This window comes from Neobacillus drentensis, assembly GCF_036966985.1.
GTDB classification, from domain to species: Bacteria; Bacillota; Bacilli; order Bacillales; family Cytobacillaceae; genus Neobacillus; species Neobacillus drentensis_E.
Map to the genome: position 1 here is coordinate 1 of NZ_JBALSN010000366.1, position 5,147 is coordinate 5,147.

8 protein-coding genes are annotated in these 5,147 nt (G+C 38.8%); 2 read left to right on the forward strand and 6 right to left on the reverse strand.

Annotated elements, in window-relative coordinates; genetic code table 11:
• Positions 1–9 precede the first annotated feature (9 nt).
• The 6 genes from V7659_RS22075 to safA form a co-directional block, all read right to left on the reverse strand.
• Positions 10–642 carry a response regulator transcription factor gene (locus tag V7659_RS22075; RefSeq protein ID WP_335542302.1) on the reverse strand — a complete coding sequence of 211 codons (633 nt, stop codon included), beginning with the start codon at positions 640–642 and terminating at the stop codon, positions 10–12.
• Positions 635–1,690 (reverse strand): sensor histidine kinase, encoded by a 1,056-nt coding sequence (locus V7659_RS22080; RefSeq protein ID WP_335542304.1) that lies wholly within the window; start codon positions 1,688–1,690, stop codon positions 635–637. The genes V7659_RS22075 and V7659_RS22080 overlap by 8 nt, the downstream gene beginning before the upstream one ends.
• Positions 1,687–2,421 (reverse strand): cell wall-active antibiotics response protein LiaF, encoded by a 735-nt coding sequence (liaF, locus tag V7659_RS22085; protein WP_335542305.1) that lies wholly within the window; start codon positions 2,419–2,421, stop codon positions 1,687–1,689. The genes V7659_RS22080 and liaF overlap by 4 nt, the downstream gene beginning before the upstream one ends.
• A 139-nt stretch (positions 2,422–2,560) precedes the next feature.
• The gene (locus tag V7659_RS22090) at positions 2,561–3,205 is read right to left on the reverse strand and encodes a PspA/IM30 family protein (RefSeq protein WP_335542307.1); all 645 of its coding nucleotides are present in this window, start codon (positions 3,203–3,205) and stop codon (positions 2,561–2,563) included.
• Positions 3,206–3,226: 21 nt separating this feature from the next.
• A complete protein-coding gene (locus tag V7659_RS22095) occupies positions 3,227–3,574 on the reverse strand; it encodes a flagellar basal body rod protein (protein ID WP_335542308.1) in 348 nt (115 codons plus the stop codon).
• A 149-nt stretch (positions 3,575–3,723) separates the two neighbouring features.
• Entirely contained in the window at positions 3,724–4,338 is a 615-nt protein-coding gene (gene safA / locus V7659_RS22100; protein ID WP_335542310.1) for a SafA/ExsA family spore coat assembly protein, read from the reverse strand.
• 118 nt (positions 4,339–4,456) lie between these two features.
• On the opposite strand from safA, the gene V7659_RS22105 reads away from it, so the two are divergent.
• Positions 4,457–4,834 (forward strand): DUF1360 domain-containing protein, encoded by a 378-nt coding sequence (locus tag V7659_RS22105; protein ID WP_335542312.1) that lies wholly within the window; start codon positions 4,457–4,459, stop codon positions 4,832–4,834.
• Positions 4,835–4,925: 91 nt separating this feature from the next.
• A complete protein-coding gene (locus V7659_RS22110; RefSeq protein WP_335542314.1) occupies positions 4,926–5,072 on the forward strand; it encodes a hypothetical protein in 147 nt (48 codons plus the stop codon).
• Positions 5,073–5,147: the final 75 nt, after the last annotated feature.

Below are 5,147 nucleotides of genomic sequence, written 5' to 3' on the forward strand. Positions count from 1 at the left end.
CTTCGCGATTTATTTAATTAATGAATGCTTAAATGCATAGATAACTGCTTGCGTTCGGTCTTGTACGTTGAGCTTGCTCAAAATATTGCTGACATGGGTTTTGACGGTTTTGAGGGCAATAAACAACTCATCCGCAATGTCCTGATTGGTTTTGCCTTCAGCCATCAATAACAATATTTCGATTTCACGAGATGTGAGGTCTTCGTGTGGCAAGTGTGTATTTTTTTGACGCATTTTTACCATCATTTTACCGGTAACTTCCGGTTCAAGGACCGATTGCCCATGGTATGTAGCGCGGACCGCATTGGCTATTTCACCAGCTTTAGATGTCTTAAGCATATAGCTTGTCGCACCAGCCTCAAGTGCAGGATATACTTTTTCATCATCCAAGAAACTGGTTACTATGATGATTTTTGCTTCAGGCCATTGTTCAATGATTCGTCTTGTAGCCTCAATTCCGTCCATTTCCTTCATAACTAAATCCATTAAAATAATATCAGGGCGAAGTTCGAGGGCAAGTTCCACCCCTTTTTTTCCATCGTCTGCTTCCCCAACTACTTCAATATCTGGCTGAGCAGATAAATAAGAAGAAACCCCGATTCTTACCATTTCATGGTCATCAACAAATACTACTCTAATCATTGGCACCATCTCCATTAATCATCACCGGAACCTTTACTTCCAGCCTTGTTCCTTGATTTTTTACACTTACCACTTTTAACGTTCCGCCTACTTCAACCGCACGCTCATGCATATTTTGCATTCCATAGGAGCCTGCCTTCATTTCGTTTACATCAAAGCCAATTCCATCATCAACAATCCTTAAAATGACCAGGTCGTCCCGTTTAACCATCAGAACTTCGAGTGAGCCTGCTTTCGAATGTCTTAAAGTATTCGATATCGATTCTTGCAGAATTCGAAAAAGATGATCCTCCACACCTTTATCTAAGGGAAAGGCCTCCGTTTTCCATTTAATATCCATTTCAACCTTTTGAGATAATTCGATTAACAGCTCTTCAATTCCTTCTTGGAGTGTTTTATTTTTCAAGGCAACCGGCCGCAAATGTAAAAGAAGGGCACGCATTTCTAACTGTGATTGGTGAATCATTTCTTCAACAATTTTCAGTTGCTTCGCTTCGCGGTCATTTTCTACTGGTGATTGCTGCTTTGTTTCGTTAATGGCTGACATCATCATCGAAGCAGCAAATAGTTGCTGACTGACAGAGTCGTGAAGCTCACGGGCCAGACGGTTCCGTTCTTGTTCAATTATTTCTTGAATTCTTCCTTCTATGTCCTCTACCTTCTCGGTAGCTAAGCGCTGAGAAAGTTTCGCCTGCTCTGACATCTGTTTACCGATTTTGTCAATTCGGTTGGCGATTAGTTGCATTTCCGAGATAACTGGTTTCTCCTTTACTTCTATCTGTTTACCTTCCTCTAATAAATGCAAGGAATGTTCAACTGAAAGAAACTGTCTTCTCCAATACATCCCAGAGAACGCACCTAAAAGTATTCCGACCGCAATACTAAAGGCCGGGATAAAGATAACAAAGGGAATATTCATGAACTGTTTACTCCATAATTCGGCCCAACTTCCCAATGGGAAAACGAAGATAAAAATGGCACCGATAATGATTGCAATAAAAAAGGAAAAGCCGACACTCCAGAAAATTTGGCGCTGGGTTGTACTCATATCCGGCTCACCTCTAAATTTCCGACAACAAGCGAAGTAAATATTTTGACTTTGTGCTCGGCTGCCTCATATCCAGGTGTCTTTAGGTGTAAGACCCGATTAAAAAGTTTCGATTCATGATGCTCGAAAACACTTGTTGAACCAACAATGCATGAATGCTGGATACTTACTTCAATATCATAAGGAACAAGGATTTGAATATTCCCGACAAGATTTCTTATAAAGATAACGGTTTCCCCTTTTGGCAGCATCGTAAAACTTAGATCAATGATGGTATCACCAATTCCTGCCTGGATGTTAACATCATTCCATTTATAAGCACCCGCAGGGGTCTTTTGTTGACCAAGAACAATGTTTTCAAATAATGGTTCTGTTCTAACCAGAGTTTCCTTTTCAGCGGTTTCTTCCGCTTGGATGATGTCCGGTGAAATCTTCTTAGGATGCTTTTTTGAATGAATAAACTGAATTAAAAAGTGCAGTAATATGGCGAGCAAAAAGAACCTAAACGTCATCATGTGGAAGATACTAATTACAAAGAAGATCATTCCGCCGATAAAAAGTATCTTACCTCTCTTTTTCCCAGCACGCTTGCGGCCGAGAAAAATCATGCCGCCAGATATGATAAGGGAAAAAATAAGCCCACTGTTGAAAAATAATATTTCCATGACTAGGATGATCGCACCAATGATGAACATCCAGCCTAAATAATCATTTTTGGTATTTTTAAACATGGCCCACCCTCCCTTACAAATGTCTGGCTCATCATTTATTTTAATGTATGGACAAAAGGCGCAGAAAGCCTACGCCTTTTATGCATGCGCGCCATGTACGAGGCGCCTTCGCTTTTCTTTTAGCATACCATATTTGTAATTAAATGGACTTGCTTTCTTCTATTTTCATGTCTTTTTCTAACTGGGCGATCCGAGCATCGATTGTATTGCGATAAAACGAGCTATTCACTTGATGCTCTAAACGGTCAAGATAGTTTTCAATCTCTTTAAACTTTGAGTAGGATTTATCTGAATAAGTATTTGCATCAAGCACTTGGTTGATTTGATGGTTTGCACGGGTCACGTTTTCACGTCCCATTAATTCCATCCTTCTTAGGTGCATATCCTTGATTTTGTGCTTCATTTCTTCATATTTTCTTTCTAAGTCTGCTAGTTGACCTTTTACTTGTTCAAGTGAGGCACTTAAGCGGGTTGCACGGTCCGTATATTGTTCATACTCTGAAGATGCAAACTGATAAAGTTCAGTTTCGCCTGCCTTAGAAGCAACATCAGCCTGGTATTTTCTTTTTTCTGCTAACTGAGCTGCCTGCTGGTATTCTCTTGTAAATTCATCCTTCAATGTATATTGACGTTCTAACAACTTTCTAACTTTCTCCGTTTCTTGTTCACATTGACGCAGGTATTGATTCAATAAGGCAATCGGATTTTTTTTATCTTTTTGATCAAGCGCCTCGTGTAAATCTGCTGTTATCGTATTTTTAATTCTTGTAAATAAATTTGTCATCAGTATTCTCTCCTTTTAATCTTAATAATTTTTCATTTCATTCCATTGTTTTTCAAAATTAGCAAATGGGTCAGACTCTTCATTCACTGCAGTATCCTTATTCAGGTTCCATTTTTTATAAACGAGGTATAATACATAAGCTGCTGCCACTCCAATGATAGCTGGGGCATTATGAATGGAGGCCATCAGGACGATGAAGCCGATAATCCCAAGCCCGATTTTTCCTCCTGTAGTCTTAGCTTTTAAGAACTGCTTGAATATGAAATATAGGAGTACTAAGCTAACCAGCAACCCCACCATTGGACCAATAGTTGAAAGCAAGATCACAGCTGCAATTCCACCTGCTAACAATAAACCAAATTTTTTCATTTTGTTTTTCTCCTTTCGTTATCTTGATATCATCTTACCTCTTTTCTTTGTTTGTCATAATTGCGCTTTAGCTTGATTTTTATATCAGTCCTAAGACGTAGAAAAGGTCAGTCCCTAAGCGAAATGCTTAAGATACTGACCTTTTTGACTTATTTTGAGATAAACATTTGAACCCAATAGTGTCTTGATGAGCCGCCTTGGGCGTAGCCAACCCCAATATAGGTTGATTTCGTGCTTAAAATATTGGCTCTATGTCCAGAGCTATTCATCCATGCTTGGACCACTGATGCTGGTGTTGTTTGCCCTGCTGCAATGTTTTCAGCAGCTGAACGATATGAAATCCCAAAGTTTTTCATCATATTAAATGGACTGCCATACGTTGGGCTTGTATGACTGAAATAGTTGTTATCTCTCATATCATTGGCTTTATAACGAGCCACCCTCGACAGTTCCCAATCCGGTGTTAATGCCTTCAATCCATTTTTCGCACGTTCCTGATTGGTTAACTGAATGACCTGACTTTCAATGCTCTTGACTGCATCGAAACTTGGAATGGTCACCTTTTGACCTGGATAGATCAAATTTGGATTTGTAAATTGCCGATTTGCTGAAATAATCTCGGAAATTCCAACCTGATACCTAACAGCGATCTTCCAAAGTGAGTCTCCCGGCTGAACGGTGTATATTTGCTGGGCAAAAGACACACTTGGGATACAAAATAGTGATAATAAAAACAGAAAACTAAACCAAAAAGATTTTTTCATTTTTTCGCCTCCTCCGAATATATAATCTTGATTTCAGGCTCAAAATATACAATGGATTAAAAAATTTTATTAGCTTTGATTAGTTTAAAATTTGGTTAATATTATGGGGGATTGAAAAGTGAATGAGATTTCATGGATGACATATATTATGTTAATTTTGGCGAGTTATCGTTTAACCCATTTAATTGTTTTTGATAAAATTACTGAATTTATCCGTAAACCTTTTGTTAAAAAAATTAAGGTGGAAACAGACGCTGGGGTAGAAACAAAGGAAGTTCCGACATCGATGTTCGGTTATTTATTGAAATGTTATTGGTGTGCAGGTGTTTGGAGCGCTATTTTACTTGGGGGAGCCTATTTACTCTTTCCACGCGTTACCTTTGTGGTAATATTGATATTATCGATTGCCGGCGGACAGTCAATTATTGAAACCTTTGTCGGTGTTAATATCAAAAAAGTGGACTATTATGCCTCGCTTAAGAAAAAGGACAATTAGAAATTCGTTGGAAAAATCCTCCCCCCTTTTGCATATATTTTTAGAAAAGCTTAAGACATTCATCTCTTAAGCTTTACAAAGGGGGAATACAATGGCTGCAATTTGGTGGGTCACAACGATTGGTTTAGTTATATTTCTTGGTTGTATTGGAGGCACATTCTTCCACTTCCTTAGAAGTTCCTTAAACACCGAAGACTCAACCCGAATTGATCCATTGGAAATTGACAAAGAGGAGTAGGAACCCTGCAAACGCTGGGTTCTTTTTTATGTTTAGGCCGTGATAAACTTAGCTGGTGATTTCCGTTCCAGGCAC

Coding starts and splice junctions, on each gene's coding strand:
- V7659_RS22075 (WP_335542302.1), bottom strand. CDS start 642: ATGATTAGAGTAGTATTTGTTGATGACCATGAAATGGTAAGAATCGGG.
- V7659_RS22080 (WP_335542304.1), bottom strand. CDS start 1,690: ATGAGTACAACCCAGCGCCAAATTTTCTGGAGTGTCGGCTTTTCCTTT.
- liaF (WP_335542305.1), bottom strand. CDS start 2,421: ATGTTTAAAAATACCAAAAATGATTATTTAGGCTGGATGTTCATCATT.
- V7659_RS22090 (WP_335542307.1), bottom strand. CDS start 3,205: ATGACAAATTTATTTACAAGAATTAAAAATACGATAACAGCAGATTTA.
- V7659_RS22095 (WP_335542308.1), bottom strand. CDS start 3,574: ATGAAAAAATTTGGTTTATTGTTAGCAGGTGGAATTGCAGCTGTGATC.
- safA (WP_335542310.1), bottom strand. CDS start 4,338: ATGAAAAAATCTTTTTGGTTTAGTTTTCTGTTTTTATTATCACTATTT.
- V7659_RS22110 (WP_335542314.1), top strand. CDS start 4,926: ATGGCTGCAATTTGGTGGGTCACAACGATTGGTTTAGTTATATTTCTT.